Raw genomic sequence first — 24359 nt, 5'->3', positions numbered from 1 at the left:
TGGCCCGCCGACGAAAGCCGTGATACGCGCGATCCCATCGGCTCGCGGTGCGCCCCGGAGAGTCTGCCCCGGAGCGCGTCGCGCCTGGCTTGCCGTGGAGGTGGATCGTGACCGAACACGCTTCGAACCGGGGGCGCCCCATCGTCGTCCAGAAGTACGGGGGCTCCTCGGTGGCCGACGTCGAGAAGATCGGCCGCGTCGCCGACCGGATCGTCGCCACCCAGCGCGCAGGCCACGACGTGGTCGTCGTGGTGAGCGCGATGGGCAAGACCACCGACGGTCTGCTCACGCTGGCCCGCCAGGTCGCCGCCAGCGCGGGCGGCACCATCGAGCCGCCGCGACGCGAGCTGGACATGCTCGTCTCCACCGGCGAGCGGGTCGCGATGTCGCTGCTCTCGATCGCCATCCACGCGCGCGGCCTCCAGGCGATCTCCTTCACCGGCTCGCAGTCGGGCATCCTCACGAACGACCGCCACTTCGACGCCCGCATCATCGAGGTGCGACCGCACCGCATCGAGGACGAGCTGTCACGCGGCAAGGTGGTCATCGTGGCCGGCTACCAGGGCATGAGCTACCGCCGCGAGATCACCACCCTCGGACGGGGCGGCTCCGACACGACGGCCGTGGCGCTGGCAGCCGCGCTGGAGGCGGATCGCTGCGAGATCTACAGCGACGTCGACGGCGTCTACTCCGCGGATCCGCGGGCCGTACCCGACGCGCAGCACCTGCCCGAGCTGGATCACGCCGTGCTCCAGGAGATGGCCGAGTGCGGCGCGAAGGTCATCTGCGCCCAGGCCGTGGAGTGGGCGCGGCGCGCCGGGATCGCCATCTACGCGCGCTCGACGTTCGATCCCATCGAGGGCGCCGAGCCCCGTCAGACCCTGGTCCGGAAGTACGCGCCCGGCGACGCCCCCAAGGCACGCGCGGTGGTGGCGGAGTCCGGGGTGGTCCTGGCCCGCGCCGAGGGCGGCACGCGCCTGGACGACCTGCTCAAGGCCGCCGGGGCCATCGGCCTCGCCTTCAAGGACCTCTGCCTCACCCAGGGGGGCGGCGCGTTCCTCCTCCCCCTCCTGAACGTCCCCGACTGGCAGGCCGCGCGCCGGCAGCTCACGGCCGCGCTGCCGTCCCTGGAGCTGACCGAGGGCGTCGCCCTGGTGAGCGTGGTGGGCGACGGCCTCGCCGCCACCGCGGAGCCGCTGACGCGGTTCACGGCGGCGCTCCGGCAGGAGGGCATCGAGCCACGCCTCACCGTGGCGGGCCCGCTCCGGCTGAGCGCCGTGCTCGACGCGGACGCCGTGGGCCCGGCCCAGCGCGTGCTGCACCAGGCCTTCGTGGCGGAGTGACGCCGACGGGCCGTCAGCCAGCGCGCCCGGCGAGCCGCGCCCGCGCCCGCTTCGCGGCCTCGACCATCCCGACGAGCGCCCCCTCCACCTCCGGCCACCCGCGCGTCTTCAAGCCGCAGTCCGGGTTCACCCAGAGCCGCTCGACCGGCAGCACCTGCGCCGCGCGCTCGAGCAGCTCCACCATCTCCTCGGTCGACGGCACACGCGGCGAGTGGATGTCGTAAACCCCGGGCCCGACATCGTTCGGGTAACGGAACTGCCCGAAGTCGACCAGCAGCTCCATCCTCGAGCGCGACGTCTCGATGAGCAGCACATCCGCGTCCAGCGCCGCGATGGAGTCGAGGATGTCGCTGAACTCCGAGTAGCACATGTGCGTCTGGATCTGCGTCTCGTCCCGCACCCCGCTCGTGGCCACCCGGAACGCATCGACCGCCCACTGGAGGTAGGCCGCCCAGTCGCCACGCCGCAGCGGCAACCCCTCCCGGATCGCTGGCTCATCCACCTGGATGATCGGGATCCCCCCCGCCTCCAGGTCCACCACCTCGTCGCGGATCGCCAGCGCGATCTGGAGGCACGTCTCGCTGCGCGGCTGGTCGTCACGTACGAACGACCACTGGAGGATGGTCACCGGCCCGGTCAGCATCCCCTTCATCGGCCGCTTCGTCAGCGACTGCGCGTAGCGCGACCATTCGACGGTCATTGCCTCGGGCCGGACCACGTCCCCGAAGAGCACCGGCGGCTTCACGCAGCGCGAGCCATAGCTCTGCACCCACCCGTTCTCGGTGAACGCATAGCCCTCCAGCCGCTCCCCGAAGTACTCGACCATGTCGGTACGCTCGAACTCCCCGTGCACCAGCACGTCGAGCCCCAGCGCCTCCTGCTTCTCCACGCAGCGCCGCGTCTCCGCTTGCAGGAACTCCTGGTAGTCGGCCTCCGACATCTTCCCGGCCCGCCAGGCGGCCCGCGCCCCGCGCACGTCACCCGTCTGCGGGAACGAACCGATGGTCGTCGTGGGCAGCGCCGGAAGCTGGAACCGCGCCCGCTGCTTCGTCGCTCGGTCCGCGAACGGCGCCGCCCTGCGCTTCATCACCTCGGTCACCGCCGCCGTCCTGGCCCGCACGGCCGGGTTCCGCGTCCGCGGCGACGCCCGACGCCCCGAAAGCGCCACCCGCGCCTCCTCGAAGATCACCCCCGACGGCTGCTCGCTCTCCGCTGCCCCCGCGAGCGCCCGCACCTCGTCGAGCTTCTGCGCCGCGAACGCGAGCCACCCCTTCAACTCCGCGTCGAGCTTCTTCTCCGCGGCCAGATCCACCGGCACGTGCAGCAGCGAGCACGAAGGCGCCACGATCACCCGCGCCGCACCCAGCCGCGCCACCGCACGCAGCACCAGGCCGTGCGCCGCGTCCAGGTCCGTGCGCCAGATGTTCCGCCCATCGACGACTCCGACCGACAGAACCGTCTCTGCCCCCAGCCCCGCGAGCACCGCGTCGAGCTGCTCCGGCGCCCGCACCAGGTCCACGTGCAGCCCCTCGCAGCCCCCTTCCCGCACCAGCGACAGGTTGTCCCCGAGCGCCCCGAAGTACGTCGCCACCAGGATCTTCGGCCGCCGCACGCTGCCCGCGAGCCGTTTCAGCGCCACCTCGTACGCCTGCCGCGCCCGCGCCGAGAGGTCCAGCACCAGGCAAGGCTCGTCGATCTGCACCCACCCCACGTGCCTCTCCGCGAGCTGCGCGAGGAGCTGCTCGTAGACCGGCAACAGCGCCTCCAGATGATCGAGCGGCTCCCCCTTCCCGCCCGAGGCCACCTTCGACAGCAGGAGCAACGTCACCGGCCCCAGGATCACCGGGCGCGTTTCCACGCCCAGCGCCCGCGCCTCCTCCAGCTCCGCGAGCAGCTTGGTCGCATCGAGCTGGAATGCCTGCCCCTCCTCCAGCTCGGGCACGATGTAGTGGTAGTTCGTGTCGAACCACTTGGTCATCTCCAGCGCCGGCACATCGACCCCCGCGCCCCGATCCTGGAGCCCGCGCGCCATCGCGAAGTACCGCATCAGCCTGTCCTCGATCCCGCGATAACGCGCCGGCACGGCCCCCACCATCACCGCCGCGTCGAGCACGTGGTCATAAAGCGAGAAATCGTTGCTGGGAACGAAGTCGATCCCCGCCGACTTCATCGCCTCCCAGTGACGCCGCCGCAGGCTCGACGCCACGCCCTCCAGTGCCTCGGCCGAGCTTTTCTTCGCCCAGAAGCTCTCCAGCGCCTTCTTCAGCTCTCGCGCGACACCAATCCTGGGATGACCGAGACACGATGCGAATACCGTCACGATAGACCTCCTTTCCTTCAGTTCCCTGCATTCACCGCGAGTGGCGGCACGCTCGTCGGCTTGCCGTGAGCGTCCAGCGCCACCAGCACGAACCTCCCCCGCGTCCCGAGCTGCCGATCTCCCGTCAGCAGGTCCTCCGCGTAGAGGTCGACCTCCACCGTCATCGACGTCTTCCCGGTCGCCACCACGCGCGTGACCAGCTCGACGAGCTGCCCCTGGCGCACCGGCACATGGAAGTCGACCTTCTCGCTGCTCGCCGTGACCACCGTCCGCCGCGCGTAACGCGATGCCACCACGAACGCGGCCTTGTCCATCAGCGCCAGCGCCTGGCCACCGAACAGCGTCCCGTAGTGGTTCGTCTGCTCGGGGAAGACCATCTCCACGAGCCGCGCCTCGACGATGCGCCCTGCGTCCACCTTCTCCACCTCAGAAGGCCGCATCGAGCACCACCTCTCCGGAGACCCCGACCTGGTAGGCCGACGGCCGCCGCTCGAAGAAGTTCGTCACCTCCTGCACGTCCTGGAGATCCATGAACGAGAAGGGATTCTTCGCCCCGTAGCGCTTCTTCAATCCGAGCGTCGCAAGCCGCTGATCCGCGCAGAACTCCAGGTACTGCCGCATGTCCCGCGTCGACAGCCCCACCACCCCGCCTTGCAAGAGGTCCTCGGCGAACTGGGCCTCGCAGTCGACGGCCTCGTCGATCATGCGCATCACGTCCTTCTCCAGGCCAGCGTCGAACAGCTCGGGCTCCTCGCGCCGCACCGTCTTCACCACCTCGAACGCGAACGCCATGTGCGCGCTCTCGTCCCGGAACACCCAGCTCGTCCCCGCCGAGAGACCGTGCAAGAGCCCACGCGAGCGCAGGAAGTACACGTAGGCGAAGGCCCCGAAGAAGAAGAGCCCCTCCACGCAGGCCGCGAAGCAGATCAGGTTCAGCAAGAACCGGCGCCGCTCGTCCCGCGTCGACAGCCGATCCACATCCTGGATCGAGTCCAGCCAGCGCATGCAGAAGTCGGCCTTCTTCTTGATCGAGGGGATGTTCTCGACCGCCGCGAAGGCCCGGTGCCGCTCCGCCGGATCGGGGACGTAGGTATCGAGGAGCGTCAGGTAGAACTGCACGTGCAGCGCCTCCTCGTAGAGCTGCCGCGACAGGTACATCCGCGCCTCGGGCGCGTTCAGGTGCTTGTAGAGGTTCAGCACCAGATTGTTCGCCACGATCGAATCGCCCGTGGCGAAGAACGCGACGAGCCGCTGCACCAGGTGCCGCTCCGCCCCGCTCATCTTGCGCTGCAAGTCCCCGACGTCGGTGGCGAAGTCGACCTCCTCCACCGTCCAGGTGTTCTTGATGCCGTCGCGGTACATCTCGAAGAAGACCGGGTAGGCCATCGGCCGCAGCGTCAGGCACAGGCCCGGATCGAGGAGGCGCGCAGGTCGGCTGACGAGGCTCATTGGCACGCCTCGCAGCTCTCCGGGTTCTCCAGCGAGCACGCCACGTCGGCGGCGTCCTTCTTGGCTTCCGCCGGCGGGGCCTCCACCGTCGCCTTCGCGATGCGCGTCGCGGGCCGCGAACGCAGGTAATACGTCGTCTTCAGCCCCCTCTTCCAGGCGTAGAAGTACATCGACGAGAGCTGCCCGATGTTCGGGCTCTCCACGAACAGGTTCAGCGACTGGCTCTGATCGATGAACGCCCCTCGATCGGCCGCCATGTCGATGAGCGCACGCATCGGGATCTCCCACGCGGTCCTGAACAGCGCCCGCAGCGCCTCCGGCAGCTCGGCAAGCCCCTGCACGGAGCCCTCCGCCATCTTCAGCCGTGCGCGCACCGACTCCGTCCACAGGCCGAGCTGCTTCAGCTCTGCCACGAGGTAGCGGTTCACCTGGAGGAAGTCGCCGGACAGCGTCTCCCGCTTGAACAGGTTCGACACCTGCGGCTCGATGCATTCATAGCTGCCCACGATGGACGCAATCGTCGCCGTCGGCGCAATCGCCACCAGCAGCGAGTTCCGCAGGCCATCCACCTGCACCCGGCGGCGCAGCGCCTCCCATCGCTCGCCATCCATCGGCCTCACGCCCCACGCATCGAACTGAAGCTCCCCGCGCGCCGCCCGCGTCTCCTCGAAGGACGGGTGCCTCCCCTTCTCCACCGCCAGATCCGCCGACGTCGTGAGCGCGTGGAAGTAGATCTCCTCCGCGATCCGCCGGGACAGCGCGCGCGCCCCCTCGCTGTCGAAGGGCAGCCGCATCTGGAACAGCACGTCCTGCAGCCCCATCACCCCGAGGCCCACCGGACGCCAGCGCACGTTCGATGCCTTCGTCGACGGGATCGGGTAGTAATTCAGGTCGATCACCCGATCGAGCTGCCGCACCGCGATCTGCACCGTACGCGCGAGCTTCTCGAAGTCGAACACCACCGCCCCGTCCTGCACCGCCGTGTGCCGGGCCAGGTTGATCGACCCCAGGTTGCAGACCGCCGACTCCTCTTTCGACGTCACCTCCAGGATCTCCGTGCAGAGGTTCGACAGGTGGATCGTCCGCCCCGCGAGCGCCGTCTGGTTGCACGCCAGGTTCGACTTGTCCTTGAACGTCATCCAGCCGTTGCCGGTCTGCGCCAGGGTCCGCATCATCCGCGCGTACAGCTCCCGCGCCTTCACCGTCTTCACGGCGAGCCCGGCCTCTTCCGCCTCCACGTAGCGCCGCTCGAAGGCCTCGCCGTAGAGGTCCGGCAGGTCCTTCACCGTCTTCGGATCGAACAAGCTCCACGACCCGTCGGCTTCCACCCGCTTCATGAACAGGTCCGAGACCCAGTTCGCGAGGTTCAGGTTGTGCGTGCGGCTCGCGTCGTCCCCCGTGTTGTCCCGCAGCGAGAGAAAGTCCTCGATGTCCGCGTGCCACGTCTCCAGGTACACGCAGCAGGCTCCCTTCCGTTTGCCGCCCTGGTTCACCGCCGCCACCGACGCATCCAGCGTTTTCAGCCACGGCACGATCCCGCTCGAATACCCGTTCGTGCTCTCGATCAGTGACCCACGCGACCGCACCCGGTGGTAGGCGAGCCCGATGCCACCCGAGAACTTCGAGAGCATCGCCACGTCCGTGTACCGCTGGTAGATCCCGCGCAGGTGATCCTCGGGTGAGTCCAGCAGAAAGCAGCTCGACAGCTGCTCGTGCTTCGTCCCCGTGTTGAACAGCGTCGGCGAGCTGGGCATGTACTCCAGCGACGAGAACAGCCGGTACAGCTCGATGGCGTCGGTCACCGTCTCCGACAGCGAGCACGCGATCCGCAGGAAGAAGTGCTGCGGCGTCTCGAGCACCAGGCGCGTCTGCGGGTGCTTCAGCAAGTAGCGGTCCTGCAGCGTCCGCAGCCCGAAGTACTCGAACTCCCGGTCGCGTTCGGGCTCGATCGCGTCGTTCAGCTTGCGCGCGTTGCTGGTGACGAACTCGTACAGCCGCTCGTTGATCAACCCGAGCCGGTGCCCGGTGGCGACCGACTGCGAGAACGCATGGATCTCCTGGTTGCGGACCTCCTTGTCGATGTACGTGGCCAGCAGCCGCGCCGCGAGCTTCGCGTAGTGGGGCTCCTCGACGATCAGCGCCGCCGCCGTCTGGATCGAGAGCTGGTCCAGCTCCCGCGTCGTCGCCCCGTCGTACAGCCCGCTGATCGTTCGCGTCGCGATCCGCAGCGCGTCCACGTCCGTGAGCCCCACGCAGCAGCGGCCCACCGCGCGGACGATCTTGTTGAGATCCACCGGCTCGGTCGAGCCGTTGCGCTTCGTCACCCGCATCGTCGTCTGCGGGTAGGTCTCCTCGGTGGTCGCGCTCCTCGTCGGGGACACACGCAACGGCGCCGCGCCGTTGGTCTTCGGGGTCGATTCACTCAGCATGCTCTTCTCCTCGCGCGGTGCGTGGAGCGGTGCCTGACCGCTCCACGGCGGATGCCGCGGGAACGAAGAAGCCAGCCGATGCGCGCGAACGCGCCGGACCCTGGTGAAGGAGCCCTCGGACCGACCTCTCGCCCCCGCGGGCGACTGAAAACAGCGCGGGGGACGGGTCAGGGCCGAGGCGGACAGGTGGTTGAGCCCTGCCAGCTCGAAACCTACCCGCCTCCCTCGAAGCTTCCAGGTCGTGACCGGCGCCAGATGTCTCCTGACGCCAGATGCTGGCAGGTCTTCGGGCTCACGAGCGCTCCGGCTCTCGCCGGCTTCCTACTGTCCACCGCTTCCCAGCCCCCGAAGGGACCAGTGCCTGAGGTGAAGGTCGTTCTCGCTTACCGCTGCGGGGCAGCCCCGGAATCACACCGGGTTCCCTTTTCATCCCCTGACCCGTGTCAGGGGAACCAACACAGGCCCAACCTATTGGGGTGGGGGTCGACCTGTCAACCAGATGTCGGGGTCGAGGCATCGACGCCAGCATCTCTCGGCACTTCTGCGCGAGACGGCCGTGTGCGTCCCCCCCTCGACGGAAGACCAGCCGGCAAGACAACCAGGAAGGACGACCGAGGCCTCCATCTGTCCCTCCCAGGAGCGCGACAGAAACACTTGTGGAGAGTCCCACGCTCGCTCGTGGCTCATACAGTGTGGGAGACCATCGACGATGACGACCGTGTACTGCCCTCGATGACGCTTCACGGCCCATGAGCGATCCCAAGCGCTGGCTCGACCCCAGGTCCTCACTGCCAGCTCAGGTTCTCGCTGCCAGCTCCATGAGGGCGGACAGGTGGAGCGAGCCCCTGGTCCTCGGCCGCTTGCGGCTCAATTCGTCCAGCGGATCGACGACGTCTCGTCATTCAAGGCGTCACCGATGTAATTGCACGAGCTGCCACAATCCATGATCGCACCACCGAAATTGATGTGCTCGTAGTGGTACGAGTGGTTGCACTCCGAATACGCTCGCGCCGACGAGATTCTGTCATTCCACTCCTCACCGACCCAGCTGACGAAGCGCTCCGTCCCATCGCACGTCGTATCGCCAAAATAGGTTTTCGTGGAACCACGGAAATTGGCGTCGTCGTATTCGATCCCGATCACGTACGTACCATCGAGCCCGGGCGCATCGAGGCTCCCCACGGCTTCGTCCAGATCTTCCAGGACGGCCTCCAGGGGGAGCTGCACACGCCCGCTGGTCGCAAACTGAAGGGCCTGGGAGAAGGTTCGAAAGCACTCGGGCGCACGTGATGCTGGACGAACGTCGGCCTGGTCAGCGGTCCTGGAACTCGTCTCGATGGCGCAATGCTTGAATTCGAGGTCCGCCACGGACCTTCTGTCGTCGTCCGCACTCTCGGCATCTGCCACGATGCAGCCCCCCACGAAGGTGGCCGCAATGAGTGCCGTCGGCATGTGAACTGTCGTGTTCATGGCTGATTGTCCTCATCTCTGGATCCCCGCCGAGAAGCCTGGAACTGGCCCGCACCTCGGCACCAACGATGGCACCACCCATGGTGGCGGCGAGCTGACCAGACGAACGTGCGAAAGCCCGACCAGCCAGCGGCCCTCCCACCTGCCATCCGCTCGTCATCGAATTCGGTGGCGATCCCGGACTGTCGTTCTGGTGCCATGCGATCACATGAATCGCTGCAGCTCCTGTGCCGTCGATATGGCCTTTGGTCACCGGCAGATCATCGAGCACGCCATCCGAACGCATCCATTCGCCGCGCCCGTGGCATCACGCACTGTCTCCCCCCTGCACATCGACACCGGGACGTGGACCGCACGCATCGCGCGCCGCAGGAACGACGGGCTCGACGGCTTCCCTTCCGCGATGCGAAAGGACGACGCGATCGCTGTCGTGCAGCCCTCGCCTGGCCACCTGAAGCGAACTCGCGATCGGCGCGCTCCAGGTGAACCGCACGGTGAAACTCGACTCAGTGCTCCTGCTTCGCCGCCACCGCGAGCAGCCCGAACTGACACGCGATCCACACCACCTCACGGCCCGCATCCCACGCCATCGCCGCACCGCTCGCCCCGGGCGCGTCGTCCTCGTCGCCCGAGCGCCGCGCCCCGAGCGTCGCGATCCGCGTCGCCGCTCCCACCGCAGGGATCCGCACCAGCTCGGCCTGCGCCTCCCCTTCCCGCGCGCACACCGCAAGCAGCGGCGCCGACTCCGACGCCCCCGCGAACGCCATCGCCACCACCCGACCCAGCCCCCCGACGCTCTGGAACGTCGCGCCCCCATCGCGCGACACGCACAGCACCTCTGCGCTCGCCACCGCCAGCGCCTTTCCTTGCGCCCCGGCCGCGATCACCACCTCACGCGCTGACGCCGCATGCTGCGCCGCTCCCGCGAGCGGCACCTCCACCGGCCCTTCATCATCCCCTCGCAGCCGCTGGAGCTGCGCCGCCCCGCGCGCCTTCCACAACGCGAACAACGCCCCACCGCTCGCCGCGATCCGCACCACGCCGCCCTCGCGCGAGCCCGTCACCACCGGCACCGCGGCGCTCCCTCCGGCCGTCAGCGACCACAACGTCCCCTCCGAGAGGATCCACAGCCGCCCTGGCGTCCGTGCCAGCGACATCGGCGTCCCGCTCCCCGCGCGCCACGCCCCCATTGGCGTCGCCGTCGCCCCCTCATCCTGGCTCTCCAGCAGCCGCCCACGCCGCGTCGCCACCACCAGTGCGTCGTCCAGCAGCACCACCGACGCTGCCGTCGCATCCAGCCCGGGCCGCCGCGCCACCCGCTCCCCGGGCGGCACCACCAGCAGCACACTCCCCCCGGCCACCACCCGACCGCTGGCCACGTCCAGCGTCGCGCACGGCACCTCGGCGCCAGCACCAGCGATCACCGCCCACGGCGACGCATCCCACGAAGGCGGCGGATCGTCGGGCAGATCGGGCAGCTCTCCCAGCAGATCTTGCCCCTCGTAGTTCCCCTCGTCGTCCGCATCCAGCGCGGGCAGCTCCGACTCATCGACGGCGTCCTCGGGCGCCTCCCCCGTCCCTTCTGCGCCTCCATCGTCGTCGCCCGCCACCACCTCGTCGATCTCCTCCCCGTGATCGGCGTTCCCGTCACCTTCCTCGCCCGACCACCCTGCCTCCTCGTCGAGCGACATCCCCTCGTCGAGCGGCCCCACGTCGACCTCGCGCTCGTCCTCGCGGTCTCCCCCCGCCTCCTCCTCGACCGACGCCGGCAGATCCACGGGCAGCTCACGCGCCTCCGCGTCATCGAATGGATCCCCCTCGTCTTCCGGCACATCGAGCAACGCAGCCAGATCCTCGTCCTGCTCCGCGGGCTCCTCGTCCGCGTCGAGCGGCGGCAGCTCCAGGGCCGCCTCGTCGTCGTGCTCACGCTCCTCCCCCTGGTCCGGGGACGAAGGGGTCACGGAAACACACGGCAAAGTGGACGAACGGATGAGCCTTCGAGACATCGCCGCCGAGTCTAGCGCGTCGTGGGGTGCAAACTCACGAGCCCGCGCGAACCGCTCCGCCGGACGGCCGCGCTCCGGCCGATTTCTCCCGCCTCCCCGCACTCCCGAAAAACAGCGGCGCAGATCCTGCGGCCGGAAGACCACGACAGAAGGAAGAGCCGATGCCCGCTGGATCCCTCCATCCAGCGGTGCTTAGCTTGCGCGCCTCATGACGATGGGGCACGAGCGCGACGCAGCGGCGGGCGGGGCCGATGGCGCAGCCACGAACGATCCCGGGACCGGCACCCAGAAACGCACCCGCTCCGAGCGGCGCCAGCTCAGCCGCCCTGGCCCTCGACCCCTCTCCGTCGCCGAAGCGACCCAGGGCATGCTCGTGCAAGCCGTCCAGGTGCGTCCCTCCGATGTCGTCTTCTTGAAGGGCATCATCGAGGCCAGCGACGGGCTCGCCAACGTCTTCGCCGAACGCGGAGGCGATCTCGTCCTCACGGCCCCCCCCGGCCGCGACGCAGAGTTCTCCGAGCTGCTCCAGGACCTGGAGCGTGACATCGGGGCGCAGCTCGTCCCTCCGGGGCGCTGAAACATGGCCGATCACGACCCGGCCAGAGACGCAGACGAAGACACAGACGAAGCAGTGCAAGAGCAGGACACCTCGAACGGCCAGCCAGCCCCGGACGACCGCATCGTCGCGGCCTGGCGCGAGTGGCTCGCCGCCCTCGCCACCGACGCCGAGGCCGCCATCGCCGCGGCCCACGTCTACGGCGAGCTCACCCCGGAAGCGCGCAACGCCTGGCTCGACGTCCTCGTCGAGGACAGCCCGCGCCTCAACGTCCCCCCCATCGCCATCTACGCCCCCCTCCTCGCCGTCGAGACCGACGACGTGCGCCGCGCCCGCATCCAGCAAGCCGTCGGCGAACTCACCCGCGGCCCCCAGAGCGGCACCGCCCTGCGCGGCGTCACCCCCAAGGGCGAGCGCGTGGCCGCCCTCATCACCCCCCTCTACCTCCGCTTCGTCCGCGTCCTCTGGTGCCGCTACCAGCCCGACAAAGGCATCCTCTGGGCCCAGCACGAGCCCCTCCTCCGCGACGACGAAGCGCCCCAGGCCGGCGCCCAGATCGACGGCGTGAGCCTGGAAGCGACGCCCATGAACCCGGTCATCGAGGAACTCTGCCACGCCATCCTCGCCCACCAGCGACGCGGCGAAGAGCTCCCCAGCGCCTTGCGCCACTGCGCCGACCTGTTCGACGCCCAGCTCGAGAACAGCCAGTTCGACGACCTCGCCTTCGAGGACACCCAGCTCGACGACGAGGCCATCCGCGACCTCTTGCTCGCCAGCGAGCTGCTCGCCACCGAACAGGACGACGATACCCGCCTCGGCGGCACGCCCCTCGACCCTCCCGCCGCCGATGACGCTCCGGCCGACGACGCAGCCCGGGCCGCGTCGAACGACGAGGAACGCGAGCCATGAACGCACGGCGGGCCACCCGCGCCGCCCTGCTCACCCTCGCCACCGCGCTCCTCCCCGCGGCGCTCCTCCCCGCCTGCGTCAGCGACACCTCCTCTCCCCCTGCCGAGAGCCCCGAGGTCGCCCCCGAGCGCATCCTCGCCACCCCGCGCGGCCTCCCCCCCTTCGCCTTCGAAACCGTCGACGGCCGCGAACTCTCCTCCGGCACCCTCGCCGGCCGCATCACCGTCATCGGCTTTCTCACCACCTACGACGCCGCCTCCCAGGCGCAGGCCCGCATCCTCGCCGACCTCCTCCGCGAGCACACCCCACGGCTCAACGTCGCCGCCCTCGCCCTCGAGCCCCCCGAGAACCTCCCCCTCGTCGAGGCCTTCGCCCGCAGCCTCCGCCTCCCCTACCCCATGGCCCTGGCCGACGCGCAGACCGTCGCTGGAGAAGGCGCCTTCCAGGGCCTCCACCACGTCCCCAGCGTCGTCATCCTCGACCGCAAAGGCCGCGAGGTCTACCGCCGCCTCGGCCTCGCCCCGCGCGGCATCCTCGAAGAGGTCCTGCAGACCATCGAGCGCCGCAACGATCCCTGAACGGGCCACATCGCCCGTCGGCGTACCGTCCACACCGCCGCGGACACGTCATCGCATCGAAGCCACAAACGAAGAAGGAGGCGTCCGCTCCACAGCGCTCGCCTCCCTCTCCTCACCGCAGCGGCCGCCTTTCACCAGCGACCGCCGCCTTCCCGCTACTCCGCCGCGATCGGCTGCGCCTCGTGCGTCACCGTCCGCGTCTCGCGGTTGTTCTCGAAGTACGCCTTGATCGCCAGCTTCTCCACCAGCGGCCCGAAGCGATCCTTCACCTTCCCGCGCGCGATGTCCGCCACCAGGCTCGCATCCTCGCGCAGCCGCTCCATCGTCTCCGGCCTGGTGAGCACCTCACGCACAGCCGCCACCTTCGCCGGCACGCCCAGCGCGGCATCCCGCACCGCGCTCGCCGCCGCCCGCGCCCGGTCAGCCGTCCGCTCGACCAGCGACTTCTTGATCAGCGGCGCCACCTCGTAGACCAGGTTCGCGGCCGACCCCGCCACCTTGTGGGGCGCGTGGTAGAGCGGGTTCGCGTACTTCGGGTGCTGGTCCAGGAACGCCCGCACCTCCTCCTCGGTCACCCCGGTCTCCGCGTAGGCTCGCTTCAGCTCCTCCTCGGCGAGGATGCGCGCCTTGAACATGTACATCTGCACGCGCGAGTAGAAGTTCGTCGCCCCGTCGCCGCTCGTCTCCACCGCGCAGAAGATCGTCCCCGGGAAGCGCGCCGTCACCAGCGACTGCACCCCGTCCGACACGCCTGACGACGGCATGCACCCGAACGGCTTCACGCTCACCGTGATGTGCGCCTTCTGCTTCACCGAGTTCACGATGAGCTTCCCGACCTCCATGTGGCCCTCGCCGCCACGCAGATCGTTCGAGTAGTACTCCTCGGCCACCTGGGCCACGAGGTCCATGTCGGGCAGGTGGTAGTCGAACAGCCCGATCGGCTGCGCGAACGCCTGGAACCCGACGCGCAGCCCCTTCTCGGCCAGCCGCATCGTCGCCAGCCGCTTCGCCACGTCGAGCCCTTCCATCCCGTCGAGCCCGTAGGCCCCGCCGTCCTGACCGCGCAGCTCCTTGCGGACGCGCGTGTCACGGGCCACCTCCCAGATGTTGTAGAGCAGCCAGGCCGTGGTGAGCTGGATGTCGCACTCCCCGCCCTCGGTCTGCAGGAACTTCTGGAGCTGGTAGTTCCCGTCGCCCTCCGTCGTCATCGCCCAGAACTCGCCGATGACCGACGTCTTCGCGCGCGGCCGGAGCTTGTCGACCTTCACCCCCTCGAACACCTTCCGCGCGTTGTAGAGCGCCTTGAAGATGTTCGCCTTCGTCTGGAGCGCCTCGTAGAGGACCCGCTTCACCTCTTCCTTGGCCACGTCCGTCGCGCCCGGGATCAGCTCGTAAGGCCGGATCCGGTACGCCAGCGCGTTCACCACGTCGCCGCACACGATCGCTTTCACGATCGCGATGAAGAACTCGGGGTTCATGTCGATCCCCGTCTCTTCCCCCGTCCCTTGCGTCAGGCCGCCCTGCTGCTGGAAGAAGAAGATCCGGAACCCGTCGAAGCCCGCGTCACGCAGCGCCTTCCGGTACTCGGTCACGTACATCCCGAACCGGCACGGACCACACGCCCCTGCCGTCAGGTACACGTAGTTCTTGATGATGTCCTCGGTCGACATCCCCTCCTTGTCGCGGAGGTCGATCAGGTACTTCACCAGCCCACCGACCGTGAAGTACGTCGGGTTGCACTGACCGCGGTTGCCGAACTCCTTGCCGACCTGCAAGCCCGCGTTGTCGACGATCCCGAAGTAGTTGACCCTGTATCCGATGCCGCGCAGCGCCCCCTCCACGAGGAACATCTGCGCGTCGGTGAGCCCGTTGATGAGCAGCGTCACCTTCTCGCGCTCCTCGCGCTTCATCTCCGAGGTGAGCATGCTGTCGGCCCACTGCCGCCGCGATGCCTTGATCCCGAGCCGCTCTCGCTCCGCCTCCTCGAAGGCGCGCAGCTCGGCCTCGATGTCCACATCGCCGACGTCGTCGGTCGCGTTGCGGTTCGCCGCGTCCGAGTAGAGCGGCAGGCGCGTCTTCTGGGTCTCCGTCGTCTGTACCATGATCTTCCTCCCGTCGCCCTTCACACCCCGGCCGGCACAACGCTGCCGTCGGCGCTCTTCTTCTTGAGCTGAACCAGTCCTCGCGGCACATCGGGCTTCGCCGGCGGCGGTGCCTGGTAGCTCCGCACCTTCTCGCCCAGCTCCGAGATCTGCCGCTCGATCTCCGGATCGCTCACCTTCCTGCCCGCGAGCTGCGCCTGCTTCGTCTTCAGAAGCTCCAGCCGCTTCTCGTCGAGCCGCTGCATCAGCTCCACCTTCTTCCGCGCCGTGTCCTCCAGCGCCTCCTGGTGCAGCTTCAAGCTGTGCGCGTACGTCTTCACGCGGATCTTGATCGACCCGCCCGGCTTGTTCGCGTCGATGTCGTGCAGCGCCGCGTACGGCACCGCGCTCTCCGTCACGATGCCCTCGACGATCCCGTACGTCGGCGCGTCGTGACCGCACTTGAAGCTCGACAGATCCAGGAGCGCCACGTTCGGGTGCCGCGCCGCGAACTTCACCGCCCACACCTTCTGCGCGCTGTTCGCCGAGTAATTCTCCGGCCACACGTCATTGATGTTCAGCGGGTGCTGCCCTCGCGCCACCTCCTCCTTGAAGTAGCGGCGCAAGAACTCCGGATCCCGCGGGATCGAGCGCACCGACACGATCGGGTAGCCCAGCACCTGGAACTCCTCCGGAATCCCGTGGTTCAGCCCCGGATCCGAGTGGTACGGCCGCCCCACCATCAGGATCGCCACCCGGTTCTCGGACTCCACCGTCTCCAGGATGGCGCGCCCCTTGTCCTGCAGGTCACGCTCGAACGCCTCCAGCGCGCGCATCCCCTCCTTGTGCGCGTGGTCGCTCTCGTCCTCGGTGATCCCGAGCCGCGGCCCCCACACCTCGAACATCCGCCGCGCCGTCAGGTTCATCTCCCCGAACGTCAGCGCCGGGTCCACGTACTCGATCCCGCGCGTCGCGAAGAAGTCCATCTCCTTCGTGAACGCCGCCTTCATCACGTCCGGCACCCCGGCCACGATCGGGCAGCTCGCCTTGTCCATCACCCCTTCGCCGAAGCTCGGCACGTGGGTGAGGATCGGGAAGAAGATGAACTTCAGCGCCCGCTCCTCGTGGTGGTGGAACAGCAGGTTGTGGATGTGCGCTTGCGCCACCTTCGACGGGAAGCACGGATCGACCGACCCGTACTTTCCGCCTTCGACCCACATCTCCTCGGTGGTCTCGTCGCTGAACACCACGTTCTGCTTCGGCACCCCGAGCGCCTCGAAGTACGTCCGGAAGTATGGCGCCGTCGAGTACAGGTTCAGCACCCGCGGGATGCCGATGCGCGTCCTGCGCAGCTTCTCCTGCACCTCCGGCCCACCCCGCCGGAACGGCCGCGTCGTCTCCGTGCGGCGGATCCCGAAGAAGCCCTTCTTCACCACCGTGTCCCGCACCGGCGCCCCGTCCGCGGGCATCGGCGCCGGCTTGTAGAAGTGCCGGAACGCGAGCTTCGACTCGTAGTCCACCAGGTTCGGAAACTGCTTCGCGATCTTCTTCCGCTCCGCCACCAGCGAGAGCATCGCCTGCTCGCTCTCCACGGTCCCCTTCTCACAGGAGAACCCGGAGATGTAGCGCGACGTCGCCCCGTCGGGCGTCTCCGTGTCGATGAAGGTCCGCTTGCACTCGTTCGGGCAGAAGTGGCAGACCGTCTCCTCGTCGTTCTTCGTGGTGTACTTCAGGTCGATCGCGTCATCGATCCCGATGAACGTCGACTTCCCGCGCCGCTTCACCACGCGCAGCGTCTCGAACGCCGCCCCGATCGCGCCTGCCTCGCCCGTGTGCGGGTGGACGAAGATCTCCGCGCCCGGCACGCGCTCCTTGATGTAGTCCACCTGCGCCTTCACCGCGGCCAGGTTGTACTGCGTGCCCCCTTGCAGCACGTACCGCCGCCCCAGCGACGCCAGCCGCGGGATCTGCACCACGTACTGCCACACGTTCTTCGGCAGCACCTGCGCCAGCCCCGCGAGCAGCTCCTCCTTCGAGAAGCCCTCCTTCTGGAAGTTCACCCGGTCCGTATCGAGGAAGACCGCGCACCCGTAGCTGAACTTCGGCGCCAGCTCCGCCTGGAACGCCGTATCCGCGTACTCCGTCACCGGGATGCCGAACTGATCGGCCATCGCCTGCAGCAGCATCCCGTTCCCTGCCGAGCACGAGTTCGAGAGCCGGAAGTTCGCGATGTCCCCGTTCTTCATGAACAGGACCTTGATGTCCTGCCCACCGATGTCGCAGATGACGTCCACGTCCCCGAAGAACCGCACGGCGCTCATCATGTGCGCCACCGTCTCGACGATGTTCACGTCCGCGCGCATGCACTCCTGCAGCACGTCCGCCGCGTAGCCCGTCGCCCCGAAGCCGATCACCTCCAGGATGGCGCCCCGCTCCGTCACGTACTCGCGCAGCTTCGAGAGCAGCTCCTTCGTGTCCTGGATCGGGTTGCCCTTCGAGAGCTGGTACGCCTTGCAGACGATGTTCTGGTCCTCGTCGACCAGCACCGCCTTCGACGACGTCGACCCACCGTCGACCCCGATCACCGCCCGGATCACCTGCCCTGGTTCCAGCGCCATCGGCGTGAACCGCGGGATCGCGTAGAGCTGCCGGAAGTCGTCCACCTCGTTCGTCGTCCGCACGAGCGGCGGCCCCGCGCTCTCCCCGAGCCGCGCCTTGCGCCCATTCGTCATGTAGTCGACGAGCCCCACCTTGCCCGCGTAGAGCCCCGTCGTCGCCGACTCTCTGAGCCCGTACACGCACGCCCCGAACGCCGCGTAGTACTGCGCGTTCTCCGGCACGAAGATCGTCTCCTCGATCGGCGCGTCCTTCGGCCAGTCGTAACCGCGCTCGTTCCACGTCTCCGGGATGCGCTTCCGCCAGCACTCCTGCAGGAACGGCAGGTACGTGTTCGGCCCCCCGAGCAGCAGCACCTTGTGCTTCAGCGTCGACCCGCGCGTCAGCACCGACAGGTTCTGCAGCACGATCGCATCCGCCAGCGAGCACAGGATCTCCGTCGCCGGGATCCCGCTCTTCACCAGGTTCACGATGTCCGTCTCGGCGAACACCCCGCACTTCGCGGCCACGTGGTGCAGCTTCGAGTCGTCGAAGTGGATCTGCACCACCTGCTCCGGCGGCAGCCCCACCTTGATCATGCACTTGTCGATCGTCGCGCCCGTACCCGACGCACACTTGTCGTTCATCGACGGGCTGCCGGTCTTCTCGCCCGTCTTCTCGTCCTTCTTGAAGATGATGATCTTCGCGTCCTGCCCGCCCAGCTCGATGACGCTGCCCACGTCCGGGTGCATCTTCTCGACCGCCAGGGTGACCGCGTTCACCTCTTGCACGAACTTCGCGCCCACGCTGGGGCACAGCGGCGCCGCCCCCGAGCCGGTCATGAACACCCGCCACTCGGCCCTGGGTGACCCGGGGAAGTCCGCCTCGATCCGCTCGAGGAACTCCAGCACCTTCTCCGGCTGCTTCGTCTGGTGCCGCTGGTAGTCGCTCCACAGGACGTCGAGCGTCTCCGGGTCCAGCACGACCGCCTTGACCGTCGTCGATCCGACGTCGATGCCAACCACCACCGGTCCCTGGCGCTGCGCGTTCATCGAGGCATCTCCTCCACCCTTCACCGGAAACCACCGACCGGCGCGGACGCGCGGCCGCGGGCTCGGGGCGCCCTGGCTTCTCGTCCCTGGCGCCCCCGACTGACTGGCCAGTCAGTCGTCAACGGCTACACGGTCCCTTGACTGAAAGCAATTCCCCACCAGCTCGCGCAGCGCCGTTTCAGTGCTGACCGGGTCGGACGAACCCCGACGAAAATCACCGGGAATTCCCCTCCCCCGCCGCCCAAACACGCAGAACGCCCACCCTTTTTCCGCGCGGACGAACTAGAAGCAAATCGATGGCCACCAAGCTCGATCGCCGGCAGGAGCTGCTCCGCGCGGCCAGGGCCGTGTTCTCGGAGAAGGGCTACCACGAGGCCAAGATCGACGACATCGTCGCCCTCGCGAAGGTCGCCAAGGGCACGTATTACCTCTACTTTCGGGACAAGCGCGCCATCTTCGCCGAGCTCGTCGACGGCCTGTTCACACGCCTCGGCGGCGCCATCCTCCACGTCGACCCTCAGGCCGACGTCGAATCCCAGATCAAACACAACATCCGTGCCATCGTCGCCGTCCTCCTCGACGACCCGGCCCTCACCAGCATCCTGCTGTCGTATTCCGCTGGCCTCGACCCTGCCTTCGTCGACCAGGTCCGCTCGTTCCACCAGAGCGTGAAGCAGCTCCTCGCCGGCAGCCTGACCGAAGGCCAGCGCCTCGGCATGGTCGCCACCGGCGATCCCGCCCTCTACGCCACGTTCACCATCGGCGCCCTCAAGGAAATCCTCTTCGAGAACGCCCTCGGCAAGCACCCCCGCCCCCGCGAAGAGATCGTCACCGCCCTCTTCGACGTCCTCCGCCGCGGCTACCTCCGCACCACCGCCGGCGCGACCGACAGGCCCACCCACGCCGAGCCGACGCCTGCGCAGCCAGCCGGCCTCGCCGAGCTGGCCCTCGCCGCAGAGCCCACCGCGAAAGAGGCCGCCTCCGCCGCGAAGAAAGCCGCCGCGAAGAAGACCGCTGCCAAGGCGAAAAGCCCGGCCTCCCGCCCCACGAAGCGCGCAGCCGCCAGCGCCGCGCGGCCCGCGTCCGGCACCGCGACGAAGCCTCCCGCCAGCGCCACGACCCAGGTGGCCGCCGCGCTGCCCGCGCCGTCCTCCGCGACCAAGCGCCGCTTGCACTGACGGGAAAAACGCCTCGGGCACGGACTGACCTGACTGTCAGTGCGCACAGAAAACGTGTGAGTCAGTCCAGCGTGCCAGACTCCTGGCGCCACTGCGTCAGGGAACGCGGTCAGCCTTCATCACGCACGGCTCCACCTGTCGTCAGCCGTTCCACGCTCGCGTTGTCTCGCCAGATGACAGCACACCTCACCGATGGCGAATGCCGTCGCCCGGACTCGACGAGGAATCACTCCGCTTCGCGCTGAACCCCATCGGCATCCTCGATGCCCAACGCGGGTGTCACGATGGGGAGCGTGGTCGACAATCTCATGTTGCAATCGCTTCGTCGTCGCGGCGCTCATTCTGTCTGCCTCCCGCTTCAACGGCGTCCGCGTATACTGTCCTCGTGAAGACCGGCGATGTTGTTGCAGATCGCTTCGTGATCGAACGCTTAGCTGGAACAGGAGGCATGGGGACGGTCTACCGGGCCGTCGATTCCGACCAGGGAACAGTGGTCGCGCTCAAGCTCCTCACGAGTCGTGATCCCCGCGGCGAGGATCGCTTTGCCCATGAGGCTCAGGTTCTCGCCACGCTCGATCATCCCGGTGTCGTTCGGTACATCGCGCACGGCGCGGATGCTGCGGGGCAACGCTGGCTCGCCATGGAGTGGCTCGATGGCGAGGATCTCGCGACGCGGATCCAGCGCGCAGCGCTCAGCGTGGACGAAAGTGTTGCTATCGCGCTCGCCGCGGCCCAGGCACTTGCAGCTGCGCACGTGCGCGGTGTCGTTCATCGGGACATCAAGCCGTCCAACATTTTCCTCGTCGGCGGCGATACCCACCACATCAAACTGCTCGACTTCGGGATCGCACGTCTCAGCGGCTCGACGCGCATCTTCACACAGTCCGGTGCAGTGATAGGCACCCCTGGATACATGGCTCCGGAGCAGGCAAGGGGTGAAACCGCCGAGCCGCGCGCCGACGTCTTTTCCCTTGGCGCCGTGCTCTTCGAATGCCTGACAGGACGGCCAGCGTTCGCGGGCGCACATGCCGTCGCAGTACTCGCTCGATTGCTGCTGGAGGATGCCCCGCGCGTGAGCGAGAGCCGACAGGGTGTACCGACGGCACTCGACGCCATCATCGCCCGCATGCTCGCGAAGGAGCCTGCTGCGCGACCTGCAAATGCCACCGAGACAGCAACGCTACTCCGTCAGTTTTCCAGCGAAGTCACTCCACCGCCAGGCAACGCGGCGCTCGCCGGCGGAGAACAGCGGGTCCTTTCAATCGTCATCGCTGCCCCCGGAGAGGGGGCGGTGTCGAGCTCGGATGACACGGTCCCCGCATCTCATGACGCGGAATCCGGGACAGCAATCCAGGCAGCGCTCCACCCCCTCGGGGCTCGCATGGATCGGCTAGCCAATGGCGCCGTCATCGTGACGCTCGAGAATGCCGGAAGCGCGACCGAGCAGGCAATGCTCGCAGCCCGCTGCGCATTCCTGCTCGGACCGCTGTTCTCCTCGGACTCAGGGAGTGCGCGAGTTCGGATCGCCGTGGTCACCGGCCGTGCCGTACTCACCGGCCGGCTCCCTGTGGGCGAACTACTCGACCGAGCCGCTGCGATGCTGCTCGCACCCCCGCCGCAGCTGGGCGTGGCCTATGTGGACGAGACAACCCAGGCGCTCCTCGACACACGTTTCGAGATGATGAGGGGCGTGGCCGGCAGGGAACTCTACGGAGAACGAGAGCTGGGCGAGCGAGTGCGCACACTGCTCGGTCGCCCCAGCCCATGCGTCGGCCGCGACCGAGAGGTGAGAGCGATCGCGGATCTCTTCGAGGAATGCTTCGAGGAGAAGCTTGCTCGAGCGGTGCTTGTGACCGGACCACCTGGCATTGGGAAATCTCGACTGCGCGGCGAGACGGTCCAGCGCATACGTGAACGCCGACCGGACGCAGAGATCTGGACGGGTCGCGGCGATCTCGTGGGTGACGGGGCCCCCTTCGCGCTGCTCGGGTCGACCCTTCGGAACGCAGCGAGGATCGCGACGAACGCATCTCTTCCGGCGCGACAGGCATCGCTGCTGGAGCGCCTCTCTCAGCGCCTGGCCGGACCGGAACAGCAGCACGTCGTCGAGTTCCTGTGCGAGATCGCAGGTGCCCCCTTCCCGGACGACCACCGACCCCTGCTGCGGGCGGCTCGCCAGAGTGGGCCACTCATGGGCGACCAGATTGCTCGAGCCTTCACCACACTCCTGGCGGCCGAAGCGGAAGGCCATCCACTCTGCCTGGTGCTGGAAGACCTGCACTGGGGTGACGTGCCCTCGGTGCGTTTGATCCACCAGGCGCTTCGCCAGCTCACGGATGCGCCATTCTTTGTGATTGCGTTTGCTCGACCCGAGGTGCATGAGCGCTTCCCTCGGCTCTGGGCGGAGCAATGCACGCAGGAGATCCGACTTGGTCCACTCCCCCGACGCGCTGCCGAGCGACTCGTACGGCACGCGCTCGGCGCCACCGTCAGCGTGACGAGGGTCTCGGAGATCATCGAACGTGCGGAGGGGAACGCCTTCTACCTTGAAGAGCTGATCCGCGCGGTCGCCGAGGACCGGAGTGAACTCCTACCCGAGACCGTGCTGGCCATGGTGCAGACACGACTCACGACACTCGATCCAGTGACACGGCAGGTACTGCGCGCCGCCAGTGTGTTTGGTGAGGTATTCTGGGCTGAAGCCGTCGCGATGCTCCTCGGTCGAGCGGACGACACGACACTGACCCTGGAACGGGTACGAGCACTCGTCGAGCAAGAGATTCTGGTCCCTCGTGGAGGGAGCCGTCTCGCGGAGCAAGGAGAATACATCTTTCGCCATGCCCTGCTGCGAGAGGCAGCCTACGCCCTCCTGACCGAGGAAGATCGCGTCCTCGGCCACCGGCTCGCCGGTGAATGGCTCGAGAAGCATGGAGAGCGAAATGCGCTGGTGCTTGCTGCGCATCATGAGCTGGGGGGAGAGGGTCCACGCGCCGCATCCTTCTATGCTCGCGCCGCAGAGGAAGCCGTGTGGGGCGGCGACGTGGAGGCCGCAATCTCGCACGCGCAGCGTGGACTCGCTTGCGCTGCTGCGTCCGAAAGCCGCGCCCCCCTTCTAGGAATGCTCTGCGAGATCGGTGCACTTCAGTTTACGCCTGCGGACGACATCCTCCCCAAGGTGGAGGAAGTCGTCCGCCTGGCCCCTCGCGGCAGCATGCCCTGGGTCCAGGGAATGTTCGCCAGATCCACCATTGCCATACAGGCGGGCAGAATCGCCGAGATGTCCGCAACGCTCGAGCTCCTCCGTGAGACCTCTCCCTCCAGGGACGCGGAAGGCCTGCTTGCGGTTGCGCTCGGCTTCGGGGCTTGTCAGCTCGACCTTCTCGGCAGGATCCGGGAGGCGGATGACCTCACCGAGCGGCTCGCCGCGATCGCTGGCAGCAGTGAGCGAGACCCGCTCGCGTCCATGTTCTGGCATGCCACGGCCGCCTTCCGGAGCGCCTATGTGAAGAACGATCCGTGGGGCGCCATCGCTCCCGCAGAGGCCTTGAGGGATCGAGCCCTCGCGACGGGTCACAGATCGATGCTTGGCGTGGCCCACATGCTCCTGGGCATGAGTCGCGGCTTGCTTGGCTTCTCGACTGACGCCGAACAGCTCTTGAGCGCTGCCGACGTACCGGACGACGAGATGGGATTCAACTCATCGGTGCGACCATTCAGCTTGGCCTGGGTGCTCGCGGACCGTGAAGCCTTTGACGAGGCTCGCGCCTGTGCCACGCGCCTCATTCGCTCGGGAAGCGAACGAGGCATGCCCCTCGACGAGGGTCGAGGCCGGTGGGTGCTGGCCGAGATCTGCTACCGCTCGGGTGACCTCGATAGCGCCGAGCGCGAGATCATGACAGCACTCGAGCGCCTCGGCGACTGCTCACAGCTCGACTTCCCGGGTGCCCTGGCGACGCTGGCAGAGGTGCGCCTCGCGCAGAGCAGACCGAGGGAAGCCCTGGCCGCTGCCAGCGAGGCGCGCGCGAAGCTTGCAGCCATTGGCGGATGCAGCTTCCTTCGCAGCTTGGCGGTGCTCCTTGTGTACTCCGAATGCTTGGATTTGAATGGCGAGCATGGAGCTGCGGAGACCGCGGTTGCCGAGGCCCAGAGGCACCTCCTCGGCATTGCTGCGAAGATGGGCAACCCCGCTGACCGGGCAAACTTTCTCGACAGGGTATACGAACGTCGAGGTTCCCTGAAAATCGCCAGATGATGGCTCCATCGTTTCGTCGCGGCGTCCAAAACCGCGCCGGCCGGGGGAACGCCCGACGGTCCCCACAGGGCTGACATCCGCGTGGAAGCGCCGTAGGACTCAGCGAACATCGGCTCGCCCCTGCGCTGGTCGACGAAGCCC

The 24359-nt window shown here is 68.0% G+C and carries 14 protein-coding genes and 1 riboswitch; of the genes, 6 read left to right on the top strand and 8 right to left on the bottom strand.

Annotated features, from left to right (window positions below; genetic code table 11):
- Positions 1-107: 107 nt before the first annotated feature.
- On the top strand, positions 108-1343 hold the full coding sequence (locus tag CMC5_RS12250) for an aspartate kinase (protein WP_050430578.1): 1236 nt from the start codon (positions 108-110) through the stop codon (positions 1341-1343).
- A gap of 13 nt (positions 1344-1356) precedes the next feature.
- Here the strand turns inward: CMC5_RS12250 and metE are convergent, their stop codons facing one another.
- The 6 genes from metE to CMC5_RS12220 all read right to left on the bottom strand — a co-directional run bounded on the left by metE (position 1357) and on the right by CMC5_RS12220 (position 10972).
- Entirely contained in the window at positions 1357-3663 is a 2307-nt protein-coding gene (gene metE / locus CMC5_RS12245; protein WP_050430577.1) for a 5-methyltetrahydropteroyltriglutamate--homocysteine S-methyltransferase, read from the bottom strand.
- Positions 3664-3680: 17 nt separating this feature from the next.
- Positions 3681-4103 (bottom strand): acyl-CoA thioesterase, encoded by a 423-nt coding sequence (locus tag CMC5_RS12240; protein WP_050430576.1) that lies wholly within the window; start codon positions 4101-4103, stop codon positions 3681-3683.
- Positions 4090-5112 carry a ribonucleotide-diphosphate reductase subunit beta gene (locus CMC5_RS12235; protein ID WP_050430575.1) on the bottom strand — a complete coding sequence of 341 codons (1023 nt, stop codon included), beginning with the start codon at positions 5110-5112 and terminating at the stop codon, positions 4090-4092. The genes CMC5_RS12240 and CMC5_RS12235 overlap by 14 nt, the downstream gene beginning before the upstream one ends.
- Positions 5109-7541 (bottom strand): ribonucleoside-diphosphate reductase subunit alpha, encoded by a 2433-nt coding sequence (locus CMC5_RS12230; RefSeq protein WP_050430574.1) that lies wholly within the window; start codon positions 7539-7541, stop codon positions 5109-5111. The genes CMC5_RS12235 and CMC5_RS12230 overlap by 4 nt, the downstream gene beginning before the upstream one ends.
- A gap of 260 nt (positions 7542-7801) precedes the next feature.
- A riboswitch (cobalamin riboswitch) is annotated at positions 7802-8013 on the bottom strand.
- A gap of 395 nt (positions 8014-8408) precedes the next feature.
- The gene (locus tag CMC5_RS12225; RefSeq protein WP_156338513.1) at positions 8409-9011 is read right to left on the bottom strand and encodes a hypothetical protein; all 603 of its coding nucleotides are present in this window, start codon (positions 9009-9011) and stop codon (positions 8409-8411) included.
- Between the two features lie 506 nt (positions 9012-9517).
- Positions 9518-10972: a midas domain-containing protein gene (locus tag CMC5_RS12220; protein WP_050430572.1), complete on the bottom strand. Its 1455-nt coding sequence runs from the start codon at positions 10970-10972 to the stop codon at positions 9518-9520.
- Between the two features lie 253 nt (positions 10973-11225).
- Here CMC5_RS12220 and CMC5_RS42400 point away from each other — a divergent pair, with 253 nt between their 5' ends.
- From CMC5_RS42400 to CMC5_RS12205, 3 genes are read left to right on the top strand one after another with little or no spacing between them, the layout of a single operon-like run.
- Complete coding sequence (locus CMC5_RS42400) at positions 11226-11594, top strand: DUF4911 domain-containing protein (RefSeq protein ID WP_245678412.1); 369 nt, start codon at positions 11226-11228, stop codon at positions 11592-11594.
- Between the two features lie 3 nt (positions 11595-11597).
- Entirely contained in the window at positions 11598-12482 is an 885-nt protein-coding gene (locus CMC5_RS12210; RefSeq protein WP_063796263.1) for a hypothetical protein, read from the top strand.
- On the top strand, positions 12479-13060 hold the full coding sequence (locus CMC5_RS12205; protein WP_050430571.1) for a TlpA family protein disulfide reductase: 582 nt from the start codon (positions 12479-12481) through the stop codon (positions 13058-13060). The genes CMC5_RS12210 and CMC5_RS12205 overlap by 4 nt, the downstream gene beginning before the upstream one ends.
- 155 nt (positions 13061-13215) lie before the next feature.
- Here CMC5_RS12205 and CMC5_RS12200 read toward each other — a convergent pair whose 3' ends face one another.
- Positions 13216-15162, bottom strand: a complete 1947-nt coding sequence (locus CMC5_RS12200; RefSeq protein WP_050435859.1) for a 2-hydroxyglutaryl-CoA dehydratase — start codon at positions 15160-15162, stop codon at positions 13216-13218.
- Positions 15163-15182: 20 nt separating this feature from the next.
- Entirely contained in the window at positions 15183-18788 is a 3606-nt protein-coding gene (locus tag CMC5_RS12195) for a BadF/BadG/BcrA/BcrD ATPase family protein (RefSeq protein WP_050430570.1), read from the bottom strand.
- A gap of 296 nt (positions 18789-19084) precedes the next feature.
- Here CMC5_RS12195 and CMC5_RS42395 point away from each other — a divergent pair, with 296 nt between their 5' ends.
- Both CMC5_RS42395 and CMC5_RS12185 read left to right on the top strand, forming a co-directional pair.
- Positions 19085-19966 carry a TetR/AcrR family transcriptional regulator gene (locus CMC5_RS42395; RefSeq protein WP_082362411.1) on the top strand — a complete coding sequence of 294 codons (882 nt, stop codon included), beginning with the start codon at positions 19085-19087 and terminating at the stop codon, positions 19964-19966.
- A gap of 385 nt (positions 19967-20351) precedes the next feature.
- A complete protein-coding gene (locus tag CMC5_RS12185) occupies positions 20352-24218 on the top strand; it encodes a serine/threonine-protein kinase (RefSeq protein WP_050430569.1) in 3867 nt (1288 codons plus the stop codon).
- Positions 24219-24359: the final 141 nt, after the last annotated feature.

Origin of the sequence: Chondromyces crocatus, from assembly GCF_001189295.1 — a bacterium.
Lineage (GTDB): Bacteria > Myxococcota_A > Polyangia > Polyangiales > Polyangiaceae > Chondromyces > Chondromyces crocatus.
The sequence above is the reverse complement of the archived record's forward strand: the minus strand, read 5'-3'. Positions and strand labels throughout refer to the sequence as shown.